The following is a 22,170-nucleotide window of genomic DNA, read 5'->3' as shown; positions in this document are numbered from 1 at the left end:
CCCTCTTTGTTGTCATCGCACGAAGCGATTTCCCTTTTCTCCGATCAGAAACTTTTAATTTTCTGAATCTTATAGCTTAACTATAAATTATGAATGAGCATTCAGTCAACATTTTTTCTGTATTTTTCCTTTTGAAAAAGTCGAAAACGGGGAAACTATGTGGAAGAGTTTTTTAGGAGGCTATACTATCATGTTCTATATCATTCTATTACTAGCAGCCGCTCTTATTTTCCTGCTTTATATAGATTTTAAATTAGGAAGAGTCCGGCATCATAAACAGGCCCGCACGATACCATTGGAGGAAACGACGGGCAGCTATCACTTATTTAAGAACGGTTCCAGGCTGTATGAGCAGCTTTTCCGGGATATATCAGAAGCAGAAAAACAGGTGGATGTGCATTTTTTTCTTATTGAAAATGATTATATCGCGGATAATTTCCTTCAGGTGCTCAAAAACAAAGCGGCCGAAGGTGTCCCTGTCCGCCTGATGGGCGACCGTGTGGCCAGCTTTAAAATAACGAAAAAGCGCCGCAGCGAACTTGAAGAGGCCGGGGTGCGCTTCGCTTTTGCGGAAGTACCCGGCTTTCCTTACTTCTTCTACCGCCTTCAACGAAGAAACCATAGGAAAATCACTGTCATCGATGGAAAGATCGGCTATGTTGGCGGCTTTAATGTCGGAAAGGCGTACATTGGAGAATCGTCAAAATTCGGGGATTGGCGGGACTACCACATCCGAGCATACGGTCCGGTCGTTCATCAGCTCCATACGATTTTTCTTGATGACTGGTATCTGGCAACAGGGGAACAAGATACCCCCTTCCCTCCTTCAGAAACCGAGCATCCGTATCGAATGAGGGTTGTAGCGAGTGACGGCGTAGAGCTTGAGAAGGAATTCAGGAAAATGATTGATTCGGCTGAGCAGGAAATTTTAATCGGTTCGCCTTACTTCATCCCTACGCCTACGCTTCAGGAGGCTTTGAAAAAAGCATTGAAGCGGGACGTCTCGCTGCACATTATGATTCCGATGAAAGCGGACCATGCCTTTGTAAAGGAAGCAGCGGTGCCGTATTTAAAAGAACTGAAGCAGGCTGGTGCTGACATACGCTTCTTTGATGCAGGCTTTTATCATTCAAAGGTCATTATGATTGACGGTCAGTTCGCCGACATTGGAACGGCGAACTTTGACCGGCGCAGCTTTTTCCTGAATAAGGAAGTGAATACCTACGTGTATGACGAAGCTTTCATCCAGGACTTGAGAGATGTCTATTTTGAGGATGTCGCGGACGCTGTTCCTTTCGATGACCGCTGGCTGAAAAAACGCTCGCTCGGAACGAGAATCAATCAAAAGATTGCTGTTCTGCTCCGCCCGTTTTTATAGACGTCATTTGAACAGCTCTGTGAACACTGGCCCGATCCATCCATACACTTTAAACCCAAGATAAATGCCAATGATACCGGCCACTCCCGCAAAGGCGGGCGGCGCCGGTATCGGCAGTTTTACAGCAGCAAATAACAACCCGACAACGAAACCGGTCAGTAATGCCAGCACCACTTCTTTTCCCACATGGATTCCTCCTTCTTCCGTCCTTTTCGTATATCATGTACTTCTTTCTCCACTCCATTCATCATTCCCTTTTCCTTATGACTGCGCCCATAAAAAAAGAACGCCTCTGCCTGATTATGCAGAGACGCCCTTTTCCTACTCTATGAGATTACATTTGATTTGGTGCAGATACACCAACAAGTTTCAGCGCATTGTTCAATGTGATCCGTACAGCCTTCATTAAGGCAATCCTCGCCGCTGTGCGCTCCGGATTGTCGCCATCCAATACTTTCACCGCATTGTAGAAGCTGTGGAGGGCAGAAGCCAGATCAAAGGCATACTGGGTCACCCGGTGCGGGGTACGTTTGTCGGCCGCATCCGCTACAACCTGCGGGAATTCCCCAAGCTTCTTCAGCAGGTCTTCTTCCTTCTCAGCCGTTAACCAGCTGTTATCGTAGTTCTCTTTCATGAGTCCTTTCTCTTCCGCCTGCTTCAACATCGTACAGATTCTTGCGTGCGCATACTGCACATAGTACACAGGGTTTTCATTGGACTCAGAACGGGCAAGATCCATATCAAAGTCCAGGTGGGAGTCACTGGAACGCATGGAGAAGAAATAGCGCATCGCATCGACACCGACTTCCTCCATCAGTTCTCTAAGTGTGACCGCTTTTCCGGTACGCTTACTCATTTTCACCTTTTCGCCGTCCTGGAACAAATTGACCATCTGGATGATTTCCACTTCCATCGTATCTTTTTCATAACCCAGTGCCTGGATGGCTGCTTTCATACGCGGGATGTAGCCGTGGTGATCCGCTCCCCAGATGTTGATGAGCGTATCAAAGCCGCGGTCCAGCTTGTTTTTATGATAGGCAATATCCGGCGTCAAGTACGTGTATGTGCCGTCGTTTTTAATAAGGACACGATCTTTATCATCGCCGAACTGTGTTGTTTCAAACCATGTGGCATCATCTTTATCGTACACGTATCCTTGATCCTTAAGGACTTTCAAGGCATCTGTAATCTGGTCACCCTGATACAAGGAGGTTTCAGAGAACCATTCATCAAATGGCACACGGAATTCTTTCAGATCGGTCTTGATTCGGTTTAAAAGGAACTTCAAACCATATTCACGGCAGAACTGAAGACGCTCTTCCTGCTCGGCTTCCGCCCATTTTTCACCGGTCTCTTCCGCGAGATTTTCTCCCAGCTGGATAATATCTTTCCCGTGATAGCCATCTTCCGGCATGTCCCAGTCACGGCCGAGCGCCTGCATGTAACGGGCTTCGAGAGACTTCGCCAAATTCATCATCTGGTTCCCTGCATCATTGATGTAGTATTCACGGGAGACGTCATAGCCGGCTGCATCCAATACGTTGCACAAGGAATCACCGACAGCTGCTCCACGGGCGTGTCCCAGGTGAAGGGTTCCCGTCGGATTGGCCGAAACGAACTCAATCTGGATTTTATGACCGTCTGCGCTGTTGGTGCGGCCATATTCACTGCCGGCTGACAGTACAGAAGGCACAAGCTCCGTCAAATACTGATTGTTCATGTAAAAGTTAATGAAGCCCGGTCCTGCGATTTCAATTTTTTCAATGGATGCTTTCGAATGGTCGAACTGCTCCACCAGTTCAGTTGCAATCGCACGCGGGTTCTTTTTCGCTACACGCGCCAGCTGCATGGCCATATTGGTGGCATAGTCCCCATGAGCTTTATCCTTCGGCTGTTCAAGCACCACTTCCGGCATTTCTCCTTCTCCGGCAAGCCCCGCTGCCAGCACAGAACGCACAATCTCTTCTTTCAGGTTCTGTTCCATTTGTTCAACGATATTCATGAATCGCTCTCCTCCTCAAACGTCAACGTCAGGCTGTGCTTCTGCGTCACCTCGTGATTTAACGTCATCGTATAGTTTAAAAACAGTCGTCCCTGCACGGATTCTTCCAGCGGGGTGTAGTCCAATTCTTTCGTGTAGGTTTTCATATGAAAATCACCATAGGTGTGGTGATAGAGATTCTCTGTTTCCATCAAAGGTTTAAAAACCTGGCGCATTTCCACACCGCCGGTACGCTTGATGCTTACATGCTCCGGTTTGATCGTCACCATTGTATGGACAGGCTCACCGTCTTCCGGGTGCTCCGTAAAGGTCAGCACCTGCGTACTGCCGCGGACTAAAAAACGGCCGGTCTCTTCGATTTCCATGGTCTCTCTGCGATCTTGATCCTGGATTTTGGTAACAAGCTGGACCTGGATGTCTTTTGCATTTGCAGACATGTTTCTCCACCTTTTCTTTAACAGTTTTACGAACGAGTTATAACTAATCCATTATAAAAATTTCAGTTTAAAAACGCAAGCGCTGGTATCAGGAACTTGTCAGCAGACGAACATACCTCTCTATATCATCCACATAGGAAACGTGTGCCGGAACGGACCATGCGGTATATACCACAAGGATGGCCAAAACAACCGCCGCGTACCACTTAAAGGCTAGATGTTTCTTAAACGGACGCTGTGCAGGAGCAGCGATAAACAACAAGAGAGGCAGAAGAACAGCGATCACACCAAGGTCCACGCTCCATTGCTGTCTTTCTTCAGAAACCGCCAGCTGGAAGAGCAGGATATTGTTGATGTTCCCTTCCCTCTCCACTTCCATTTCTTCTTTATTCCATAATCCTTCTTCAATCGTCAGGGTGTTTTCATTCAATGTATAGCTGTAATTTGATGGGTTCCATTCCCCTGCAAAAGTGGCGGTGAAGAGAGCCACCATCACCAATGCATAGGCCGAAATGAGACCGATCCCTTTCTTCGTCAAAATGAAACGCTCCTTTATTCATGATTTCAGGCCCCGGGCCTGAAAATAGAAAAGCCACCGTGATCATCACAGCGGCTTTTCCTATTCTATCATTTATTGAACAAACCCTAAAAGCATTTCACGCATCAGTTTGCTGGCAGCAATCTGCGTTTTTTCCGAATGATCATAGGCCGGCGCTACTTCCACCAGGTCAGCCCCTACAATATTCATCTCACTTCCTGCCATGGCATGAATGGCCGCAAGCAGTTCCTTAGAAGAAATGCCGCCCGCTTCAGCCGTCCCCGTTCCTGGTGCACCGGCGGGGTCAAGCACATCTATATCAATCGTGACGTAAACCGGCCGCCCGGCCAATTCAGGAAGAACCTTCTGCAAAGGCTCCAGCACATCGAACTTGTACAAATGCATACCGGATTCAGCAGCATATTGGAACTCTTCCCTCATACCGGAACGGATACCGAAGGAGTAGACATTTTCCGCTCCGATGAGCTCACACGTCTTCCGGATCGGCGTCGAATGGGAAAGCACCTCTCCCTCGTATTCCTCCCGAAGATCAGCATGGGCATCAATATGAATGACGGCAAGGTCCGGGTATTTTTTGTAAACGGACTGAATGACCGGCCAGGAGACAAGGTGCTCCCCGCCCATCCCGAGCGGGAACTTGCCTTTTTCCATCAGTTCATCCATATAATCCTCAATAATAGCAAGGCTTCGGGCTGCATTTCCGAATGGCAGCAGCAGATCGCCTGCATCATGATAGCTGACCTCTTCCAAATGACGGTCCAGATAAGGACTGTATTCCTCAAGGCCGATGGAAGCTTCCCTGATCCGGTTCGGACCAAATCGGGAGCCCGGACGGAAGCTGACCGTCCAGTCCATCGGCATGCCGTAAATCACAGCGTCCGCTTCTTCTTCTGAAGCTCGGCTCATAATGAATACTTTTCCAGAGTAGGCTTCATCAAACCTCATGAATGTCACTCCTTCGTCAAGTCTTTCACAAATTTCGGCAGCGCAAAGCAGGCCTGATGGATTTCTTCGGTATAGTATTTCGTATCCAGTTCCGTGAAACGGTCTTCAGGAACCTGAAGGGGATGATGCGTCTTGCTTCCCATCGTGAATGTCCATAGTCCGCTTGGATACGTTGGAATATTGGCCGTATACACGTGGGTAATCGGAAATGTCTCTTTCACATCCCCGTACACCTGACGGATCAGATCTGCCTTGAACCACGGGTTGTCTGTTTGCGCGACAAAGATGCCATCCTCCTTCAGTGCTTTGGCAATGCCCTCGTAAAAGCCCTTGGAAAAAAGATTCACAGCAGGTCCGACCGGTTCTGTGGAATCAACCATGATCACATCGTATTCGTCCCGGCTTTGTGCAATATGCATGAATCCATCATCCACTTTGACCTCGACCCGTTCGTCTCCAAGCGTTCCTGCGATGGATGGCAGGTACTTTTTCGAATACTCGATGACCTTCCCGTCAATTTCCACAAGAGTGGCTTTCTTCACACTTTCATGCTTCAGGACTTCTCTAATCACACCGCCGTCTCCGCCGCCGACAACCAGCACATTCTCAGGACGGGGATGGGTGAATAAAGGGACATGGGCGATCATTTCGTGATATACGAATTCATCCTTCTCCGTCGTCATGACCATATCATCAAGCACGAGCATGTTTCCCCATTCTTCTGTCTCCAGCATTTCCAACTCTTGAAAATCTGTTTTCTCTTTATGAAGCGATCGATTCACTTTCGCTGTAATCCCGAAATGATCGGTCTGTTTTTCTGTAAACCATGTACCCATGAAGCATTTCTCCTTTTCATCTATACATCCGCCGGTGACGGGGATCCCCCTCCATACCGGTATTTAAAAAGCAAACAAGAAGTTTATTTTACTACGAATTCTCCCATAATAATAGCAGTCTTTCGATTCGGTGAACACAAAATTTTCTCTTTATAGTTGGGAGTATAAACAAGATGTGGTCATTTATCAAAACTTCTTACAAATGGCTGATCATCAGCCTTAAACTGACGGGAGCCGGTGCCATCCTCGGCGTGATCGCTGTCATTGCTGTAGTCATGACAGCGATTATCCAGGGCCCCCCGTCCTTGACGACAGAACAGAATACACTCATCTACGGCAGCAGTGGAGAGGTGATCGGGGAGGACAAAGGGGCCGAGGAAAGGTATTGGATCGCGATTGAGGATATGCCCCAGTCGATTAAGGACGCAACCCTTGCCATTGAAGACCGGCGGTTTTACAACCATTTCGGCTTCGATTTCAAACGGATTGCCGCTGCTGCCTTAACCGATTTAAAGCAGATGCGCATGGCCCAGGGAGCAAGCACGATTACCCAGCAGTATGCCCGCAACCTATATCTTTCGCACGATAAAACATGGAAACGCAAACTCTATGAGGCGATGTATGCCCTGCGACTGGAAATCTTCTATAACAAAGACGAAATTTTAGAGGGGTACCTGAACACTATTTATTACGGCCACGGGGCTTATGGCATTGAAGCAGCGAGCCGCCACTATTTCAGTAAGCATGCCGGGGAACTTTCCCTCACAGAAGCCTCCATGCTTGCCGGCATACCGAAAGGGCCCAGCTACTATTCTCCTCTGAACAATGAAGAGAAAGCCGTATCCAGGCAGGGGCAAATTTTAACGGAGATGGAGCGCCACGGCTATATTACTTCGACAGAAAAAGAGGAAGCTGTGGAAGCCAGCTTGAATTATGCGGATGGTCAGAATGAAAAGATACAGGAAACCGCTCCCTATTTTCAGGATGAGGTCATTTCCGAAGCAGCCCGGCTGCTGGGCGTGGACAGAGAAAGCATCCAGACTGGTGGGTACCACATCCATACGACTCTTAATGAAGAACATCAGGACACACTGGAAGAAATGGCCGCCCGGCACCTTCCAGACGGCCATGACGTCCAAACGGCCGCAGTCGTTATGGACAGCCGCACCGGCGCTGTCACCGCACTGATCGGGGGCAAAAATTATGAGGAAAGTCCGTTCAACAGGGCGGTTCAGGCAAAACGGCCGATCGGATCCACCATTAAGCCGCTGCTTTATTACAGTGCACTGGAGGCCGGAGAATCGCCGGTCACGATGCGCGAAAGCAAGCCGGTGGATTTCCCCGTCGAAGGAAAGAGCGACCCGTATGTTCCAGCCAATTTCAACGATCAGTATGCCGATAAGCCGATAACAATGGCTCAAGCTCTTGCTGTATCCGATAACATTTATGCCGTATCCACCCATATGGATATCGGTCCGGAAAAGCTTGTCGAAACGATGAAAACGTTTGGTCTAGAGGGGGCTTTTGAACCCCACCCCTCTCTTGCCCTAGGCTATTCATCCATATCCTTGTACGACATGATCACGGCGTACGGAAAGATGGTCAAAGGATCTGACTCTCTCGAAGGGCATACGATTGAAAAAATTACCGACCGGCATGAACATGTGTTATATGAATATGAACCGGTCCTTTTGAAAGATGACCCTGTCAATCAGGAAACGGCCTTTACCGTTACCCATATGATGACAGGGATGTTCGATCCGGCCCTTGATGCCTCTTACGCTTCTGTGACAGGCACACCTGTTAACGGAAAACTGACCCGGATGTATGGAGGCAAATCAGGAACTACAGATACGGACAGCTGGATGATCGGTTTCAGTCCGCAATACGTTACAGGTGTATGGATCGGCTACGATGAAGGAGGGCGCCCTTTGGAAACGTTCAATGATCACCGATATGCCAAGTCCATCTGGGCGGATACGATGGAGGGCATTCACGAAGCTCTCCCTTCAGCGGCTTTCGTACCTCCACCAGGTGTGAAGGGGGTCTACATTGACCCTGATACCGGCTACCTTGCCGGACCTGACTGCCCTCAGGAGCGGCTCGTCTACATGGAAAAAGCGGACATACCGAAAAAAGTATGCGGAGGCAGTGAAGAAAAGGATATCAATGATGAATTCGAGGACGACCCATGGTTTAAAGATGTCGTGGACTGGTTCTTCTAACCAAAAAAGTCCGATCTTCAACCAGCAATAGAAAAGCACGGAGAAAGCTCTTGTCACACAGTACTTGTACGCACGTTGTGTCTGAGGTCACGTTCCGCTTATCGGTGGATGCTTGCCGCGGGCACGGCCTCAGCTAACTTGGGTAGGAAAATCACCTGCCCAAGTGGATCTTCGGCTCGCGCTGTTCCCGCAGGCGTCACCACCGAACGCTTCTCGTGACCTACCCTATGGAGAGATGGACAAAAGATTGACCTTTTGTGAAACGGAAGGGGATCCTTGATTCTAAGATAATGCAGTCTGCTCCATGATCACGTTCATTCGCAAAAAGGAATGGTCGGATTTGGAGCGATAATAAAAAAGACAGAGAAAACGACCGGTCACAAGCCGGTCGTTTTCTCTGTCCTAGTCAATCATGTACGATCCATGTATTACTTAATATATTACCACGTCAAAGGTTCGTCAATACGAATCACAGAGATCTATCCGTATTTTATGAACATTCCGGTAAATCAAGCTCAGGCGATCGTTAAATCAATGATATCCTCCAAGGGAAAGCGGACCTGTTCCTTCGTTTCCCAGTGGATCCCTTTGACAACTCTTTCCCACCGGCTTACCTCCTGGACCTTCAGCAGACATTCTTCATAATCAAATCCATTATGGAACCTCAGACGGACGGTTAAATCATCCTTCACCGCCCTCTGCAGCAAAAAGTCGATTTCGACCGCCTTCTGTTCATCAATGATGCCTTTTTCCACGCGCTGATCCTCTTTCCACAACTTTTTCACCATCTCCACATGTTCCGGCAGCATCAAAGACGTCCACTTAATGGTTCCTCGATCCCGATTACGATTATCCATCATGCCCCTCCTCAATCACGAACATTTGTTCTTATTCTATCATAAAAAAGGACAGCGTAAACTGGAAGTTACAGGAGAAGTGAAAAAAAGATCCCTTTCTCCAGAATACCTGAAAAAACGAGGCATAAAAAAAGCCGCCGGTTGTCCCGGCAGGCTCCCCTCTTATGAAACGCCTAACGCAGCCTTCAATTCCTGAGCCGTATTTTCCCAGAGCTCCGGTTTGAATTCACGAAGATATTCTCCAAGAATTTTTCTGCTCTTTTCATCCACGTGCTCGACAACAAAGCGTCCTTTTAACGATTTGTCCATATGATTCACGTGCTCCGGCATCAGCTTATACCCTCGCTTGATGGAACGATCGACGATGATTTCACTGGCAGCCACTCCGTAGTAGCAGGGATTCCCTCCACGGTAATCCACCGTCACCCAGGCAATCCAGTAATGAAGGCCATTGGCCACCACGTCTTTATCTGTGATGAATTTGATCCGCTTCTCTACTTTACTGCGGGCATGAAGCGCCCCCATGTCCACATAAGCTTCTTCTTCATTGGGATCGACGATGACCGGGGTCATATTCTCAAGACTGATGGAGCCTACCCCGTAGCCGCCGTGCCCGTCTGTCGCATCATCTTTGATGATCGTAAATTGATTTTTCTTCTTATCACTGCTGTCACTATTTTTCTTAAACTGATCGAATTCTTTCATGATTCAGCGAACCTCCTTTACAAGCCCGTACGTTTTGCCCCTATTTTAACATAGAACCACCGGGATGGTGGAGTGAAAGGGCAGCGGTCACTCTTCCTTATTGGTCAAACGTTTGTTCAAGGCCAGGTATTCTTCCTTCAGCATAGAGAAGACAACCGTATCCTGAAACCTCTCCCCATCAAAATCCGTCTGACGAAGTGTCCCTTCCTCCTGAAATCCATATCGTTCAAGAAGTTTCCTCGACCCCTGATTTTCTGCAAATATATCTCCGACGATTCTGTTCAGCTGCAGCTCCTCAAACCCATACCGGAGAATGGCGGCCATCAATTCAGACATGACGCCTGAACGCTGATATCCGGGAGAGATGACTACTCCCATCTCCGCTTTCCTGTGCCAGTGATGAAGCTTATGAAACCGGAAAAATCCAATAACGTCTCCACTCCGGTCTTCGATCACCCAGGGGATTTCGCGCTTCTCCTCATAAGCCGTCAAGTACGCTCCAACTTGTTTTCTCATCTCCTCGATATTCTGAACCGGATGGGCCGTGATATACTTCATCGTTCCGCCGTCCCCCATGAACGGGAACAAAGAAACGGCGTCTTCTTCCCGCAGACCCCGAAGACGGTAATGCTCGGTATGTAACGACGGTATGGCCATTTTCTCATCCTTTCCCAGGCATTCCTGTTCTTCTGTGCAAGCCTTTTCCTCCAGGAGCATAAAAAAGATTGCCCTTCACACATACGCTCGGGCCAGGTGGAGGACAATCTAACGACAGTAACGCAGTCCACATCGTTCTTCCCAATCTGAGAAACTGCGCTCTATTTTTTCTTTTCTCGAACCATACATCCATTTTCCTTCGCACGTCGTCTATGCGGAGCGTGACCATCCACACGACATACAAGACAACTCCAACGGACACGTACTTTTTATTCCTATCTAATGCATACCGCGGATCGTTTCGATGAAGGTCCAGCCTTCTTCAATGTCTTCGTCTGAATACTTCTGGGCACTCTTGACTGTAAACACTTTTTCGGCGACCTCTTCTTTCGGCAGGTCCTCAAAGAAAAGCATCGTTGAAACGAGCTCTAAAAACCTTGAGCTCCGTTCATTCATCAGATCAATGTGCTGATTCAGAGGCGGCAGGTCCATTTCATAATGCTTGAGAAAATCGCGGCCGCTGTCGGTCAGCTGATAGCGGTACTGGTAATAATTCTTCTTCTCTTCTCTCGTTTCCGTTACAAATCCCAGGTTGCACATTTCCTCTACCCGGAGCGTCAGTTCCTCTGAATAGGGGCCGTAAAAATGGAATTGGTACCGTTCCTCAAATGGGATTTCACACTTTTTCAAGATATAGATCATCTTCTGCAGTTTCTTCCTTCCGACGATTTCTTCCGTGCTTGAAAAAAACTGCATCAACTTCGCATGATTCTCCAACATGGAGGTTCACTCCTTATCCAAACAATATTTCCATAATCCGCTTCTTCGTTTTACTTCGATTGGACATTTCCTCAAGGCGGTCGAGAGGAATATACAGCTTATGATCCGTCCGTTTCTTCCCGGAAATCGACTCGACAATATCCGATAGTCTGGACAGCTCCTTCAATTCACCGCTCGGCTGCAGCAGATGAATCGGCAGGCGCTCCCCCTCTTCGCCGGGGCGGTAGAAATCATAAGGCAGGTCGGAACTGGAATCCACGACAAGGTAATAATCCGGGTTCAATCCCGCTTTGGTGAACAGCTTATACAGCTCCATCCATTCATTCATCTGGGCATTCGGATTGAATTCGATGTATTTGAACAGCCGCCGGTTCACGAACCGCTGGCAGAGATCACTCAATACATCGTCCTCTTCTTCCATCCACATCTGGAAATAGTAAAGCACAACGGCTTCATCTAAAGCTAAATACTCCTTCAAGCTCGGTTTCCCTTCAAAAAAGGAAAGGAAATGGACCGGTTCCAGCTTGAATGTATAGCCATCGTCATACAGCTCTTTTGCCCGGTGCAGAATCTTTGTCAAAATGACTTCCGCACTGCGGGTGACCGGGTGGAAATAAACCTGCCAGTACATCTGGTACCGGCTCATAATGTAGTCTTCCACCGCATGCATGCCGCTTTCCTTCACTACGACCTGATCTTCCATCGGACGCATGACTCTGAGAATCCGCTCCATATCGAAATGACCATAGCTGACCCCCGTGAAGTAAGCGTCACGCTGCAGGTAATCCATCCGGTCGGCGTCAATCTGACTGGAAATCAAACTGACGACCAGCTTATTTTCATACGTTTTGTTAATGACATCGGCAACCTTTTTCGGAAATCCTTTTTCCACACGTCTGAGGACCTGATTAACCTCGGTATCCCCAAGCAGAATGGCCTGGGTGAATTCCTCATGATCCAGCTTGTACACCTTCTCAAAGGAATGGGAAAACGGGCCGTGGCCGAGGTCATGCAGAAGCGCCGCACAAAGACAAAGCAGCCGCTCCTCCTGATTCCAATCCGGCCGGTCCTTGAAGTTCTCAATGATCCGTCTCACGATTTCATACACACCGAGCGAGTGGTTGAAGCGGCTGTGCTCTGCTCCATGGAACGTCAAATAAGAAGTTCCCAGCTGCTTCACACGTCGCAGCCGCTGGAATTCAGACGTTCCGATCAAATCCCATATGACCCGCTCCCGTACATGGACATAACGGTGAACCGGGTCTTTAAATACTTTTTCTTCACTTAGTTTCTCATCACGATAAGCCATCCGCTTGTCCTTTCCTGACGACATTTTTAACTATTATATACCTTTATATCCGACAAAAAAACGTCTTGACAGACAAAAAATGACAGGGGCGAGGTCTCTTCCCTGTCCCTATCCCTTTTTGACCGACGACTTTTTTTAACCCATCGGAGATTTTACAACGGTTCACTTATTCATGCAACAACCGATATTTGCTATAATAGATGGTGCTGTATGTAAAGGAGTTCGAATGTGCATGAGTACAATCCATACCTTATTAAAAACCAATACCTACCGCTTCATCGATCAAAGCAGTCTTGGACCTTCGTTTTCAGCTCTTCAGTCGTTCGCCATGGACGACACTCTGTCCATCTCCGTCGGAGAGCGCATCAGTCCGACGACGGCCCGCTTATGGGTGCATCATCATACCGTCGTCCTCGGGATTCCCGATGCCCGTCTGCCCTACATCGATGAAGCCATCGAATATTTGAAAGCCGGCGGCTACCAGGTTGTCGTCCGTAACTCCGGCGGCCTTGCCGTCGTGTTGGATGAAGGTGTCATGAACCTCTCCTTCATTTTCCCAGACTCAAAGGAAGTAAACATCCATGAAGGCTACGATGCGATGGTTTCATTTATCCACTACCTGTTCCAGGATGTGACCGATGAGATTGAAGCGTATGAAATCACGCGGTCCTACTGTCCGGGCACCTATGACCTCAGCATCAACGGGAAGAAATTTGCCGGCATTTCCCAACGCCGGGTAAAAAACGGTTCCGCTGTGCAGATCTATCTGGACGTCACGGGGAGCGGAGCTGAAAGAGCCTCCCTGTTGAAGAACTTTTATGAAATCGGAAAAAAGAATGAAGAAACACGATTCACCTACCCGGATATCGATCCGTCTGTCATGGCTTCTCTTAACGAACTGCTCGACACCCCCCTTACTGTAGCGGATGTCCGGGACAGGATCTTGACGAAGCTGTACGAACTTTCCGGCCACATTGTGACCGATCCACTGAATGACACGGAAATCGAATGGTTCCAGAAACGGTTCGATCAAATCGTCAAACGCAATGAAAAAGCGCTCGACCACCTCCGCTGAGGATGTCGAGCGCTTTTTACCTATTTCAGCCGAACCAGCTCAGGCTTCTGACTTTCTTCTTCACGTGTCGTACATAAGGAGTCCCAGTCATAAGATGCCCCGTCTCTCATCGTAACCATACGATCGGCAAGGGCGCGGGAATCCTCCCGGTCGTGCGTCACAAAGATGCAGGTCGTACCCGTTTGCTTAAGGATGGCTTTGAGCTCATTTCTTATTTTTACCTGCAGATCCGCATCAAGGTTACTGAATGGTTCATCCAACAACAGCAGCTCCGGCGCGGGTGCCAGAGAGCGGGCCAAAGCGATCCGTTGCTGCTGTCCTCCACTCAGTTCATGGGGGTACCGTTTTGAAAAGTCCCCCATGTTCACAAGCTCCAGCACTTCCTGCACTCTGCGGCTGCGGTCCTTCCTCTTCCATTTTTTCAACCCGAACTTCACATTCTCATACACCGTCATATGCGGAAACAGCGCATAATCCTGAAAGACAATGCCGATGCCTCTTTTTTCAGGAGCTACAAATGTCCGGTCATCTGTCATCGTACGGCCTGCGATGTGGATCGTCCCTTTTTCAGGGATTTCCAAACCGCACAGGAGACGGAGGACGGTACTTTTCCCACTGCCACTCTCGCCCAGGATGGAAATGATTTCGCCCTGCTCAATATCCAGGTTAAAACCATGGACGGTTCGTTCTTTGGAATTGGCATACCCAAAACAGAGATCTTTGATTTCAACATACATATCAATTCGACTCCTTTTCTAAGACCTGATGAAAAATAAAGACAGCCGCTGCACTAATGACGACTATGATGAGAGAAGACAACGCCGCTTCATGAATCTGCTCATCACTGGCATATTTAAAAGCATTGGTCGAAAGCGTTCCGAAGTTAAATGGACGCAGAATCAACGTCAGCGGGAGTTCTTTAATGATCTCAATAAAGGCAAGCAGAAACCCGCTGATCAGCGGTGCCCGCAGCATTTTTACGTCCACTTTGAAAAAGGTCTTCGTCATATTCATACCAAGCATTCGTGAGGCTTCCGTATACTTGTTTCCGATTTTATCGAATCCGGACTCGATGGAATTGTACCCAATCGCCAAAAAACGAATGATATAGGACGAAATCAGAATGACTAAACTTGTGCTCAAAAACAGCCGGCTTTCCATCCCTGTGGATTCATAGAAACGGGAGAGGCCACTGTCCAGTTCAATAAAGACCGTGCTGATACCGACAGCAATGACGGCTCCAGGAATGGAATAGCCGAGAATCGTCACTTTGGCTGCAGATTTCGCCAGCCGGCTCTGATGCGTGCGGGCGAAGTTGCCGATAATCACAGCAAAAAGAACAATCAACAGCGCTCCAACCAGGGATACGAACAGGGAATTCCAGATCAACGTTAAAAATTCAGGAGATGCTACTTTTTCAAAGGTTAACAACATCCAGTCCAAAAGCTGGATCAACGGGATAAGAAACCCGAGCATGAAGATGGCCAGACAATAACTGAAGGCGGCCCAGCCACGTCTTCTGCTTAGTTGAACAGCACGCAGCGGACGGGCTTTTGCCGTCGTAGCCGCGTATTTCTTCCGGCCGCGCAGCAATTTTTCCAAAATCAAAATAGAAAAGACGATAAACATCAGGGTCGCTGATAATTTAATGGCTGAATTCAAGTCATTCATACCAAACCATGTTTGGAAGATGGCCGTACTGAATGTAGGAACACCAAAGTACTGCACCACCCCGTAATCATTCAGAACCTCAAGGAGAACAAGGCTGACACCCCCGACGACAGCTCCACGGGAGATCGGCAGGACCACCCGGAAAAACACTTCCAGCGGCGAGCCTCCAAGCAGCCGGGCATTTTCAATTAAAGATGCAGACTGATTGGCGAGAAATGCTCTTGTAATCGTATACACGTACGGATATAGAAAAAGAGTGAAAATAAAAACAGCACCCGGAAGATTCAGAATATCGAAGTATTTCTGGTCCACTTCGATCCCCCACGTGTTCCGCAATGTCGTCTGGATCACTCCTGTGTAATTCAAGATCCCATTGTACGTGTATCCGGCAATGTAAGGAGGAATCGCGAGCGGTAAGATAAGCGCCCACTTAAAAAACTTTTTCAACGGGAAATCATAAGCAGAAATCAACCAGGCGAGGCTTGTGCCTATGATAATGGTTAACAGCCCGGTGCAAACGATAAGCAGGGATGTGTTTTTCAATAAATCCGGAAGTATATATTCAGTAATATGCTCCCAATTTTCTGCTTTTTTCGTAAAGAAGTTATATAAGATCGTCACGTTGGGGACGAGAATTAAGATGACAATGATCAAACTGAGTATTGACCAGCCATTTCTATAAGCAGGCAGTCTTCGCCGTACATTCAAAGAGGACACGTCCTTTTCTACCAGTCCCTCAGCCTTGAATGAAAAAAGCCTGAAGACTTGCTTCATTCAAGGTTGAGTCCGTAATAATGATAACAGTTCTCATCTGTTTTGTATAGAAAAAACCGCATCATGACGGGCATGATGCGGTTTTTTCTTATTTCCAGCCAACTTCATTCATAATTTGAATGGCACGATCGTTGTTTTCTCCAAGTTCATTAAGAGAGATGTCCTGCTCTTTGAACTCACCCCAGCTTTGAAGCAGTTCAGAAGCTTCGACATCAGGGTTTACCGGATACTCGTAATTCGCTTCAGCAAATTGTTTCTGCGCTTCTTCTCCAGACAGGAATTCAATGAATTTCTGAGCGTTTTCAGTGTTCTGGCTGCTCGCTGTCACACCAATACCGCTGATGTTCACGTGGGTCCCTGTAGAATCCTGGTTCGGGAAGATGATTCCCAGCTGTTCAGCCACTTTCACTTCTTCCTCATCTTCAGAGTTCAGCATTTTTCCAAGGTAGTACGTGTTCATAACCGCCACATCACCTTCACCGGCAGCGACAGCTTTCGCCTGGTCACGATCTCCTCCTTGAGGATCACGAGCCATGTTATCTACGACTCCCTGTGCCCATTCCTTGGCAGCATCTTCACCATCTGTGGCAATCATAGAAGCAACAAGAGACTGGTTATAAATGTTGGAGGACGAACGAATCAAGACTTTGTCCTGGAACTCCTCGTTTGTTAAATCCATATACGTTTGAAGGGTTTCTTCATCCACACGCTCTTTGTGATACGCAATGACACGTGCACGTTTTGTCAGACCAAACCAGTTGTTATCCGGATCACGGAATTTCTCCGGGATGTTTTCATTCAACGTGTCACTTTCCAAAGACTGCAGCAGATCCTGCGATTTCGCACGGTGCAGACGACCGGCATCAGCGGTGATCAGCAGGTCGGCTTCAGAAGCCTCTCCCTCGCGATCAAGACGGGCAATCAATTCGTCATCATCCCCTTCAATGACATTGACCTCGATCCCCGTTTCTTCTGTAAACGTATCATAGAGCTCCTGATCTGTATCGTAATGACGACCGGTGTAAAGATTTACTTCTCCACCCGTTTCCTCGGAAGCGTTCTCTCCACTTGTTTCTTCTGTGTCTGCCGCTTCCTGATCAGAAGATGTACCTTCCTCCTGTTCGTCCCCTCCGCATGCAGCCAGTACGAATACGGATAGAAGAAGCGTTAAACCTAACATCAACCATTTGTTCCTCATCATGTCCACCCCTGTATGTAAATTTTAAATGATAATGATTTTCATTCCAGCTATTATTTTAATGGAATTCAGCCTAAAGTCAAGCGTTTTCAGCCTATTCCTATTTCCTAATGCAAACGCTTTACTCCAACATTATAAAAAAAGACTGCCGGCCTTCAGGCCGACACTCTTTTCTGCGATTCTATTATAGAGATTGAGCTGCTGTAATAATGGCCAGCTTGTACACATCATCTGCACTGCAGCCGCGGGAAAGGTCGTTGACCGGCTGGTTCAGACCTTGAAGAACCGGACCTACCGCATCAAAACCGCCAAGACGCTGGGCAATTTTGTACCCGATGTTACCTGCTTCAAGACTAGGGAATACGAATGTATTCGCTTCGCCTTTCAACGGGGAATCCGGCGCTTTTTTCTCAGCTACGGATGGAACGAAAGCAGCGTCGAACTGGAATTCACCGTCGATGACAAGATCAGGGTTCTGTTCTTTGGCAATCGTCAGTGCTTCAGCTACTTTTTCCGTTTCCGGGGATTTCGCAGAACCTTTCGTGGAGAAGCTGAGCATCGCTACTTTTGGATCTACATCGAATAAGGCAGCCGTGTCCGCACTCGCCAGCGCAATTTCTGCAAGGTCCTGGCTGTCCGGGCTGATGTTGATGGCACAGTCAGCAAACACATATTTCTCGTCTTCACGGACCATGACGAAAACACCGGAGGTTTTCTTAATACCCGGCTTCGTTTTGATGATTTGAAGAGCTGGACGTACCGTATCCGCTGTTGAATGAGCGGCACCGCTGACAAGACCATCTGCTTTGCCCATATAAACAAGCATTGTACCGAAGTAGTTTTCGTCCTGGAGGATTTCACGGGCTTTTTCCTCTGTCGCCTTGCCTTTACGGCGTTCGACGAAGCTTGCTACCATGTCATCATATTCAGGATAGTCCGCCGGGTTCAACACTTCAGCGCCGGAAATGTCCACACCCAGTTCTTTCGCTTTCTGTTCTACTTTTTCTTTATCTCCGACTAGTACAGGTGTCACCATACCATCCGCAGTTAATTGGCCGGCAGCTGTCAGAATACGCTCGTCCATCGCTTCCGGAAGTACGATTTTCGTACCTTTTCCATCAATTTTAGCTTTCATAGTATCAAATAGGTTACTCATGCTTAACCCTCCAATTTTCATTTCTGTTATATATGATAAAGTCTTTTGTGTATAAATGAAAGGAATTCCCTTCAAATTTTCTCCTTCCCTACGGTTCTATCCCATTTATCTGTACCCGGAAACGTCATCCATCATTCCTTCATTTAATTGTCACAGGATATCGGTGCCCTTCGTAATGCCGAATGATCAAAATATGTTATATTGGGAATGTGATTTTTTTAACTAACGACTTGCTATACAAAGGAGCGAATGATCCTATGCCAGAAGCAGTAGTAACGATGGATGGATGGTATTGCCTTCATGATTTCCGCACATTGGACTGGACAGCCTGGAAGTACGCCTCCGAGGAGGAGCGTGGACAGGCCGTCTCCGAATTCCGTGAGCTGATCGGACAATGGGAACACACGGAAGAAAACAAGGAAGGCAGCCATGCCCTCTACACAATCGTCGGTCAGAAAGCTGATTTCATGATGATGATTCTCCGCCCGACGATGGAAGAATTAAACGAAATTGAAACAGCCTTCAACAAAACGAAACTGGCTGAATTCACCACTCCGGCCTATTCCTACGTTTCTGTTGTCGAGCTCTCCAATTATATGGGAAGCGCCAATGAAGAGGATCCTGAAATCCAGGCCCGCCTTCGTCCGAAGCTTCCGAAGTGGAACCACATCTGCTTCTATCCGATGGATAAGCGCAGACAAGGAAACGACAACTGGTACGTTCTTGAAAAAGATGAGCGTGCGAAGCTGATGTATGCTCACGGCATGACCGGCCGGCAGTATGCCGGAAAAATCCGCCAGATCATCACCGGTTCCATCGGTTTTGATGACTGGGAATGGGGCGTCACCTTGTTCGCTCACGATGTCCTTCAATTCAAGAAACTCGTGTATGAAATGAGATTCGATGAAGTCACATCACGCTACGGCGACTTCGGCTCTTTCTATATCGGAAACCTTCTGAAGCCGGAAGCTGTTGATCAATTCCTGAAAATCTAAGATCCAAGAAACTGTCCGGGGAAACCCGGGCAGTTTTTTTATTTCCCATGATATCCCCCATTTATTGTACCTCTGTTTTATGAAGCGGATTTTTCGGATGTGTTAAGGTTCGATGAATGCACCATGGTTTATTTTTTTCATATCCAGGGAGGGTCCGTACATATAGTGATAAAGAGCATGCAAGCATGCCTTTCGTAAAGCGAGGTGACAGCGTGGCTGTTATTCCTTCCACTGAGGCTGACGTGAAGTTACTGGCACGGCTGATGCGGGCGGAAGCCGAGGGTGACGGAGAGCTGGGGATGCTGATGGTTGGGAACACAGGAGTGAACCGCGTGCGCGGAGATTGTATTGATTTCACGGATATCAACACGATCCGCGATATGGTCTATCAAAGTCCAGGAGGATTCGAAGCCACCCAGAAAGGTTATTTTTACCAGAGGGCGCGCGAAAAGGATATCCGCCTGGCCAGGAAAACAATCAAAGGGACGCGCTACCACCCTGCCTCCAACTCCCTCTGGTTTTTCAAGCCTTCCGGCGACTGCCCTGAACAATGGTTCGGACAGTGGAATACAGGCCGCTATAAATCGCACTGTTTCTACTCTCCGACCCGGTCCGACTGTCCAAGTGTGTATTAAATTCCTGTAAGGAGTGATTCAATTGGCACAAAAACCACAATCCGGAGGCCAGGGACAGCCGATGTACGGGCAGATGTCCTCCCCTTATTATGGTCAGAGCCCTTATATGTACCAGTATCCCAGCGCCCCCTATTCCAACCAGGGGATGCCTCAAGGACAACAAGGAGGAGGTCTCCAGGTTCCGCCTATGCAGCAGGGAACGTTCAAAGGTGGAGTGAATCCGCCGAACATGCTTCCTTCTGAGGAATCCTATATTGAAAATATTCTCAGGCTCAATGCCGGCAAACCGGCAACAGTGTACATGACCTTTGAAAACAACGACCAGTGGAATGCAAAAATCTTCAAAGGAGTCATTGAAGCCGCCGGCAGGGATCACATCATTCTAAGTGATCCACAGACTGGGAAACGTTATCTACTGCTGATGGTCTACCTCGACTACATTACCTTTGATGAGGAAATCAACTACAACTACCCATACGGCTCCGGATCCAATCAGGGGATGGCCAACTACCAGTCCCGCCCTTAAGCCTGAACTCGCTATTTCGATAGCGGGTTTTTCACTATGAAAGGAAAAGGTGAGCGGATGAGACCTCCTTATGAGAACTACCAGCGGGCCTTGCTGGGAACCCTCCTTCTTGCGGTCGTCCTGGCAGTCCTGGCCTTGTTTCAGCTGGAACATCAATGGCTCGTTCTTCTTTTATTCTACGTGCTGACAGCCGGTTTTGTATTAGAAGGACTTGTAGCCATGAAAAAGCAGCTGCAGATCGAAATGATCATCCAGCTGCTGCGTGCCTTTATCGTTTTTGTGTTTGCAACCATTCTTTATTTCTGACGATTACAGGTGCTTAATGATGGCATACCCAAGCAGAATCCAGCCAATCAGGAATGATAAACCACCGAGCGGCGTAATCATGGCAAACGTCTTGATTTCTGTAACGGCATAGATATAGAGACTGCCGGAGAACAGGAGAATGCCGATCAAAAAGAACCAGCCGGCGCCTGTCATCATTCCAGCCTGGATTCTGCCCATCAATAATGCTGTACCAAACAAAGCCATCGTATGGAACATTTGATAATCCACGGCTTTGCCCCACTGATCCAATCCTTTTTCCGATACTTTCCCTTCCAGACCATGAGCTCCGAATGCTCCCAGAGCTACAGACAAAAAACCATTGATAACTGCGGCGATCAGTAAAAATTTCATATCGATCCTTCCTTCCTAGAAATCAAATATAGACGGCCCGTTGGCCTCTTCATGATCGACGGCCGTATCAGGCTGGGACTGTTTCACAGGTGCCTTGTCCGCCCCCATCATTTTCCTTATTTCTTCTGCGGTCGGTTCATTCACCGAAGGTTCCGGACGACCTCCCCGGTCCTCTTCCTCCAACAGAAGCTCCGCCAGAAGCTTCACAGAACGGACATGCTCCCTTACTTTCGGCTCATTTCCATGCTGAAGCATCGCTTCCTGTATTTCATTGGCCATTCTTTTTAGAACACTATGGTTGGTTACTGCCATTTTATAAACTCCTTTACTTACATAAAAATGGGACTCTGTCGTAGTTTAACACGTCTCTTCCCCTCCTGTCCCATCCCCTTTCCAATGTTCAAACAAAGTTCCAAAACGTTTCTATACAAACCTCTCTTACTAAAATGCATAAAGATGTATACGCTCGTCCTCAAAACCTTTCCCATCCAAACTCGATTAAGGGGGATGCTGCTTCTGTGAATCTAAGTCCTTCTCAAGAAAAAGACGTTTATGAACAGCCATGGATAAAGGGTGTCCGCGCCTAGCCCGAATAGCTGTATGAAGAAAGGTCTCCCGCACATCATGACGGTATATAAAAGAGGACTGCCTTTTGTTAAACAAAAGGCAGTCCTCTTTTTTTGCACATGACTTGGTTCGGTCACGAGAAGCGTTCAGTGGTGACGCCTGCGGGAACAGCGCGAGCCGAAGATCCACTTGGTCAAGTGATCTT

Annotated in this window: 24 protein-coding genes; 7 read left to right on the top strand and 17 right to left on the bottom strand. The window is 47.9% G+C overall.

Features of this window, described 5'->3' with window-relative positions; all coding sequences use genetic code 11:
• Positions 1-190 precede the first annotated feature (190 nt).
• Complete coding sequence (gene cls, locus ACXADP_RS03620) at positions 191-1,378, top strand: cardiolipin synthase (RefSeq protein WP_474969777.1); 1,188 nt, start codon at positions 191-193, stop codon at positions 1,376-1,378.
• A 3-nt stretch (positions 1,379-1,381) separates the two neighbouring features.
• On the opposite strand, the gene ACXADP_RS03615 is transcribed toward cls, so the two are convergent.
• The 6 genes from ACXADP_RS03615 to speE form a co-directional block, all read right to left on the bottom strand.
• The gene (locus ACXADP_RS03615) at positions 1,382-1,564 is read right to left on the bottom strand and encodes a XapX domain-containing protein (protein ID WP_474969778.1); all 183 of its coding nucleotides are present in this window, start codon (positions 1,562-1,564) and stop codon (positions 1,382-1,384) included.
• A gap of 148 nt (positions 1,565-1,712) precedes the next feature.
• Positions 1,713-3,380: an arginine--tRNA ligase gene (gene argS / locus ACXADP_RS03610; protein WP_474970844.1), complete on the bottom strand. Its 1,668-nt coding sequence runs from the start codon at positions 3,378-3,380 to the stop codon at positions 1,713-1,715.
• A complete protein-coding gene (locus tag ACXADP_RS03605) occupies positions 3,377-3,817 on the bottom strand; it encodes a YwiB family protein (protein ID WP_474970843.1) in 441 nt (146 codons plus the stop codon). Before ACXADP_RS03605 ends, argS begins: the two co-directional genes overlap by 4 nt.
• 88 nt (positions 3,818-3,905) lie before the next feature.
• A complete protein-coding gene (locus ACXADP_RS03600; RefSeq protein ID WP_474970842.1) occupies positions 3,906-4,355 on the bottom strand; it encodes a hypothetical protein in 450 nt (149 codons plus the stop codon).
• A 93-nt stretch (positions 4,356-4,448) separates the two neighbouring features.
• Complete coding sequence (gene speB, locus ACXADP_RS03595) at positions 4,449-5,321, bottom strand: agmatinase (protein ID WP_474969783.1); 873 nt, start codon at positions 5,319-5,321, stop codon at positions 4,449-4,451.
• Between the two features lie 5 nt (positions 5,322-5,326).
• A complete protein-coding gene (gene speE, locus ACXADP_RS03590) occupies positions 5,327-6,157 on the bottom strand; it encodes a polyamine aminopropyltransferase (protein WP_474970841.1) in 831 nt (276 codons plus the stop codon).
• A 173-nt stretch (positions 6,158-6,330) separates the two neighbouring features.
• Here speE and ACXADP_RS03585 point away from each other — a divergent pair, with 173 nt between their 5' ends.
• Positions 6,331-8,382: a transglycosylase domain-containing protein gene (locus ACXADP_RS03585; RefSeq protein ID WP_474970840.1), complete on the top strand. Its 2,052-nt coding sequence runs from the start codon at positions 6,331-6,333 to the stop codon at positions 8,380-8,382.
• Positions 8,383-8,897: 515 nt separating this feature from the next.
• On the opposite strand, the gene ACXADP_RS03580 is transcribed toward ACXADP_RS03585, so the two are convergent.
• From ACXADP_RS03580 to ACXADP_RS03560, 5 genes are all read right to left on the bottom strand, one after another.
• Complete coding sequence (locus tag ACXADP_RS03580) at positions 8,898-9,239, bottom strand: YolD-like family protein (RefSeq protein WP_474970839.1); 342 nt, start codon at positions 9,237-9,239, stop codon at positions 8,898-8,900.
• Between the two features lie 162 nt (positions 9,240-9,401).
• The gene (locus ACXADP_RS03575; protein ID WP_027954686.1) at positions 9,402-9,944 is read right to left on the bottom strand and encodes a YwhD family protein; all 543 of its coding nucleotides are present in this window, start codon (positions 9,942-9,944) and stop codon (positions 9,402-9,404) included.
• A gap of 87 nt (positions 9,945-10,031) precedes the next feature.
• Positions 10,032-10,601 carry a GNAT family N-acetyltransferase gene (locus ACXADP_RS03570; protein WP_474970838.1) on the bottom strand — a complete coding sequence of 190 codons (570 nt, stop codon included), beginning with the start codon at positions 10,599-10,601 and terminating at the stop codon, positions 10,032-10,034.
• A 279-nt stretch (positions 10,602-10,880) separates the two neighbouring features.
• A complete protein-coding gene (locus tag ACXADP_RS03565; RefSeq protein ID WP_474969787.1) occupies positions 10,881-11,381 on the bottom strand; it encodes a YwgA family protein in 501 nt (166 codons plus the stop codon).
• 13 nt (positions 11,382-11,394) lie between these two features.
• Positions 11,395-12,690 carry an HD domain-containing protein gene (locus ACXADP_RS03560; protein ID WP_474970837.1) on the bottom strand — a complete coding sequence of 432 codons (1,296 nt, stop codon included), beginning with the start codon at positions 12,688-12,690 and terminating at the stop codon, positions 11,395-11,397.
• Positions 12,691-12,922: 232 nt separating this feature from the next.
• On the opposite strand from ACXADP_RS03560, the gene lipL reads away from it, so the two are divergent.
• A complete protein-coding gene (gene lipL, locus ACXADP_RS03555) occupies positions 12,923-13,765 on the top strand; it encodes an octanoyl-[GcvH]:protein N-octanoyltransferase (protein ID WP_474969788.1) in 843 nt (280 codons plus the stop codon).
• Positions 13,766-13,785: 20 nt separating this feature from the next.
• Here the strand turns inward: lipL and ACXADP_RS03550 are convergent, their stop codons facing one another.
• The 4 genes from ACXADP_RS03550 to pta form a co-directional block, all read right to left on the bottom strand.
• Positions 13,786-14,502, bottom strand: a complete 717-nt coding sequence (locus tag ACXADP_RS03550; protein WP_474969789.1) for an ABC transporter ATP-binding protein — start codon at positions 14,500-14,502, stop codon at positions 13,786-13,788.
• 1 nt (position 14,503) lies between these two features.
• Positions 14,504-16,144 carry an ABC transporter permease gene (locus ACXADP_RS03545; RefSeq protein WP_474970836.1) on the bottom strand — a complete coding sequence of 547 codons (1,641 nt, stop codon included), beginning with the start codon at positions 16,142-16,144 and terminating at the stop codon, positions 14,504-14,506.
• A 154-nt stretch (positions 16,145-16,298) separates the two neighbouring features.
• Positions 16,299-17,408, bottom strand: coding sequence for a Fe(3+) ABC transporter substrate-binding protein (locus tag ACXADP_RS03540; protein ID WP_474969791.1), 1,110 nt, complete (start codon positions 17,406-17,408; stop codon positions 16,299-16,301).
• Between the two features lie 184 nt (positions 17,409-17,592).
• A complete protein-coding gene (gene pta / locus ACXADP_RS03535) occupies positions 17,593-18,564 on the bottom strand; it encodes a phosphate acetyltransferase (protein ID WP_474969792.1) in 972 nt (323 codons plus the stop codon).
• Positions 18,565-18,821: 257 nt separating this feature from the next.
• On the opposite strand from pta, the gene hemQ reads away from it, so the two are divergent.
• From hemQ to ACXADP_RS03515, 4 genes are all read left to right on the top strand, one after another.
• The gene (hemQ, locus tag ACXADP_RS03530) at positions 18,822-19,559 is read left to right on the top strand and encodes a hydrogen peroxide-dependent heme synthase (protein WP_474969793.1); all 738 of its coding nucleotides are present in this window, start codon (positions 18,822-18,824) and stop codon (positions 19,557-19,559) included.
• A gap of 212 nt (positions 19,560-19,771) precedes the next feature.
• On the top strand, positions 19,772-20,194 hold the full coding sequence (locus ACXADP_RS03525; RefSeq protein WP_027954676.1) for a cell wall hydrolase: 423 nt from the start codon (positions 19,772-19,774) through the stop codon (positions 20,192-20,194).
• A 22-nt stretch (positions 20,195-20,216) separates the two neighbouring features.
• Positions 20,217-20,720 carry a spore coat protein GerQ gene (gene gerQ / locus ACXADP_RS03520; RefSeq protein ID WP_474969794.1) on the top strand — a complete coding sequence of 168 codons (504 nt, stop codon included), beginning with the start codon at positions 20,217-20,219 and terminating at the stop codon, positions 20,718-20,720.
• 36 nt (positions 20,721-20,756) lie between these two features.
• Positions 20,757-21,026: a hypothetical protein gene (locus ACXADP_RS03515; protein ID WP_474969795.1), complete on the top strand. Its 270-nt coding sequence runs from the start codon at positions 20,757-20,759 to the stop codon at positions 21,024-21,026.
• 3 nt (positions 21,027-21,029) lie between these two features.
• Here ACXADP_RS03515 and ACXADP_RS03510 read toward each other — a convergent pair whose 3' ends face one another.
• Both ACXADP_RS03510 and ACXADP_RS03505 read right to left on the bottom strand, forming a co-directional pair.
• Positions 21,030-21,398, bottom strand: a complete 369-nt coding sequence (locus tag ACXADP_RS03510; protein WP_224869219.1) for a DUF423 domain-containing protein — start codon at positions 21,396-21,398, stop codon at positions 21,030-21,032.
• A gap of 15 nt (positions 21,399-21,413) precedes the next feature.
• Positions 21,414-21,710, bottom strand: a complete 297-nt coding sequence (locus ACXADP_RS03505; protein ID WP_474969796.1) for a DUF5327 family protein — start codon at positions 21,708-21,710, stop codon at positions 21,414-21,416.
• Between the last annotated feature and the right edge of the window lie 460 nt (positions 21,711-22,170).

This window comes from Halobacillus sp. AWH4_228, from assembly GCF_056158365.1.
This window is presented reverse-complemented; position numbering and strand designations above follow the sequence as displayed.